The sequence below is a fragment of the Acidobacteriota bacterium genome (assembly GCA_018001935.1).
In the GTDB taxonomy this organism is placed as follows: Bacteria; Acidobacteriota; JAAYUB01; order JAAYUB01; family JAAYUB01; genus JAGNHB01.
Map to the genome: position 1 here is coordinate 1 of JAGNHB010000108.1, position 3,583 is coordinate 3,583.

The window sequence follows — 3,583 nt, forward strand, 5'->3', positions numbered from 1 at the left end:
CCCCTTGCCCCACCCCCTCAGCCCGCGCCGCTCCGGCAGCCTGCGCGGCGCGATCAAAGCGGCGCTCCGGCAGCCTTCGCGCCGCACTCCCCAAGCCGCAGTGGCGCCGGCTTCAGCCGGCGTCCCGCCCCCCCAAAGCGCCCCCCGGCCCGGCGCGCGAACGGTCCCCGTTTCCCCGTTGGCATTCCCCCCGGTCCGTGCTACGATCCCTCCCGACGAATCGACCCAGGAGGCCGCCATGGACTGCCCCTTCTGCGACCCCGCGCCGGAACGGATCGTAGCCCAAAACGCCCTCGCCCTGGCCCTGCGGGACGGCTTCCCCGTCTCCCCCGGCCACACCCTGGCGGTGCCCCGCCGCCACGTGGCCTCCTGGTTCGACGCCACCGACGCCGAGCGCGCCGCCCTCTTAGCCCTCCTCGACGCGGTCCGGGAGACGCTCCTGCGCACGGAGCGCCCCCCCGACGGCTTCAACCTCGGCATCAACGCGGGCGAGGCCGCCGGGCAGACGGTGCCCCACCTCCACGTCCACCTGATCCCCCGCTACCGGGGCGACGTGGACGACCCCACTGGCGGCGTCCGCTTCGTCATCCCCGCCCGCGGCAACTACCGCCGCCCCGGCTTCATCCCCGCGGAGGCCGAGCCGTGATCGGGGCCGAAGACCTCCTCGCGAAGGCCGAGCGCCTCCTGGCCCTGCTGGACCAGGGGTCCTTCACAGCCACCTACAAGTACGCGGTCCTGCTGGGCCTCATGGACCTGTGCCTGGAGAAGACCGCCCGGGACGGGTCCGCCCCCGACGCCCTCACCACCCGGGAACTGGCGGAGAAGGTGGTGGACCTCTACTGGCCCCAGACATCGGCTTTCCGCGGGGAAACCCTTCGCCAGAACACCGGCCGTCCGGCCCGCATCCTGTCCGACCTCCTCGCCTTCCGGGACGCCCTTCCCGACCCCTCGCTGCCCCTGTACCGGGCCCGCCGCGCCGACCCGGCGGGGTGGGAGCGGACGGTGCGGCAGGTGGAGTGGACGCTGATCCTCATGCCGCTGCCCCGGCTCCAGACCGTCGGCCGCGAGACGGAGCCCGTCATCTACACGCTCGGGTGGGACCTGGGGATCGAGAAGCGGAAGGCAGACGTCCTGCGGTACCAGCAAACGGGGGCCGGCCCCTTCGACAACCGGATCCTCCTCCTGCCCGGGGCCGGGGAGGCCCTGGCCCGGCTGAACGGCCTCCTGCGCCCCCTGGTCCACCGGGCCTGGGCCAGCATGGTCGCGCGGTTGAACGCCCTGGACGCGTCCCGCCTGGAGGACTTCCTCTTCGGGGTCGACCGCCGCGCCCTGTCCGCCGTCCGCCCGGACCTCGTAGAGCTGCAGGGGGGCCGCTGCTTCTACTGCGGCTCGCGCCTGGTCTCCCGGGCCGAGGTGGACCACTTCGTCCCCTTCGCCCGCCACCCCGACAACGGCCTCGCCAACCTGGTGGCGGCGGACCCCCGCTGCAACGCCCACAAGCGCGACTTCATCGCCGCCGGCGCCCACCTCGGCCGCTGGCTGGAGCGCAACCGCACCCGCGAAGCGGACCTTCGCGGTCTGGCGGAGCGAAAGAACCTGGAGGACCACCCCGCGGAGACGCTCGGCGTCGCCCGCGGCCTCTACCTCCGCCTCCCCCCGCGCACCCTCCTCTGGGACCGCGAAAACCGTTTCCAGCCCGCCGACCCCGCCGCCCTCCGCACCCTGCTCACGGCCTGATCCGGCCATCGCGCCCCGCCCGGCTCCGAAGCCCTGCCGCGAGTCCCCGAGCGGCTGTGGAGTGCGGCAGCGAGTCTCGCGCTGCCGCTTTCGGAATACGGCGGCTCGACGCCGTCCCAACCGCCCCGGGTGAAGCGGTGATGCAGCCGACGATCCCTGAAAGGGATCCCTTCCCGATTCCCCGACCGGTCAACCCCGTGGATCCCTTACAGGGATCTTCCGTTTCAACCCCGTCTTTCCCGGGGCGGCGGCGAGGGCGCCCTTGACCTTTACCGGGGGCCCGAATCGTTCTTGCCGGGCGCCCTCGCCTTGCCCCGGGCTTCCGAATAAACACCCTTCGGGTGCCGAGGCCGGGTTTCTCCTTTCTCCGCGTCCAAGCTTCTGAATTCAATACCGGAACCGGGGGCCCAAGGGCAAGGTGAGCATTGATATCCCGCAGGGATTGAGGATATTAGCCGGCGGGCACTCCACCGGAGGCGGTGTTCCCGCCGGAAAAGCAAGCGTAAGGAAGACCCGCGCCCCGGAGGCGGCGCGAGAAAACCCTCCCGGTACTTTCCCTGCACTCGCAATGTTTCTGAAAATGAATCGGTCAGCGATCAAGCAAGGCGATGACGTTTTCCCCGCGAACAGGGAGCGGACCCCTTCCGACGGCGCTCCGGAAGCCTGCGCGCCGCACTCTGCGTGAAGGTGCTTTCGGAGAGCGGTCGTTATGTCTGATTGATATTGTGGAAGTTGCGCGTAGGGTAGTGATGTCCGTCTGATTCGATAGGGGTTAGGGGGTGCCTGGCACCCTTTGTCCCCTATTTAACAATGGGAATGATCCTGTCAGGGAGCCGTGGTAGAATTCTCTCGAAGGTGAAGATCTCAGGAAAACTTCATGATGATGTTTCTTGCAATCAGCTAGATTATTATTGGTGAACAATCGGAGGATTCATGGCTTTTGACGCAAGCCGTTTAAAAATTGGGACTGTTTTAGGAGAGGGAGTGAGAGCGTATACTCTCGAGAAGGTAAACAATGAAAATATTTATCTCCGCGGACATCCTGAAGCCCAACGAGGTGAGATTAAAGCTGAACGTGGCGCACTTCGAGTTATTCCAACCCAAGTCATTAAAGATATTATAAATGGTATCAATAACAAGAAAATCTCATTGAGCGATGTTCTTCGAAAAAATCTATCGGAAAGCAACCAGCCATCTCTCTTTGTAAAACTCGGAGCAGATCACGATCCCTTCATTCTGGGTTATGATTCAACAATTTACAAGATTTGCGAGCACTATTTATCTCAACCCAATATCTACGAACCACAAAAAACAACAATACCTCTCCCAAAGCCCTTCCTCCTCCTCGCGGGCATCTCCGGCTCCGGCAAGACGCGGTTTGTACGCGAGCAGGCAAACGCCGCCGCCGACCTGTACAACGTTCCCAGAGGCGAGAATTACTGCCTCGTTCCGGTTCGGCCTGACTGGCACGAACCGTCTGACCTGCTGGGCTACATCTCCCGCATCGGCTCGCAGGGAGTGCGCTTCGTCGTCACCGACCTGCTGCGCTTCATCGTGAAAAGCTGGAAGCACGCCGCCCATTCGGCTTCGGCCGAGGGCATCGACTGCAACGAACCCGGGGCCATGTGCCCCTTCTGGCTCTGTCTCGACGAGATGAACCTGGCCCCGGTGGAGCAGTATTTCGCTGATTATCTCTCCATCCTCGAGACGCGGGAATGGAGGTGTTATGTCCCTTTCTCTGAGCCCGCTATAGGAAGGGAAAATCCCGCGATCGGTTACCGGTGGCGAGAAACAGGAGGTAAGGGAAAGGGAGAGTTTTCACCACCGACCGGGTCGATGAGGCGGA

General features: G+C 64.9%; 3 protein-coding genes. All 3 read left to right on the forward strand.

Annotation, left to right across the window (positions count from 1 at the left end; all coding sequences use genetic code 11):
- Positions 1-238: 238 nt before the first annotated feature.
- Complete coding sequence (locus tag KA419_21015) at positions 239-646, forward strand: HIT family protein (protein MBP7868415.1); 408 nt, start codon at positions 239-241, stop codon at positions 644-646.
- On the forward strand, positions 643-1,737 hold the full coding sequence (locus KA419_21020) for an HNH endonuclease (GenBank protein MBP7868416.1): 1,095 nt from the start codon (positions 643-645) through the stop codon (positions 1,735-1,737). Before KA419_21015 ends, KA419_21020 begins: the two co-directional genes overlap by 4 nt.
- 933 nt (positions 1,738-2,670) lie before the next feature.
- Positions 2,671-3,583, forward strand: a 913-nt coding sequence (locus KA419_21025; GenBank protein ID MBP7868417.1) for a hypothetical protein, incomplete at its 3' end; no start/stop codon positions are given.

Coding starts and splice junctions, on each gene's coding strand:
- KA419_21015 (MBP7868415.1), top strand. CDS start 239: ATGGACTGCCCCTTCTGCGACCCCGCGCCGGAACGGATCGTAGCCCAA.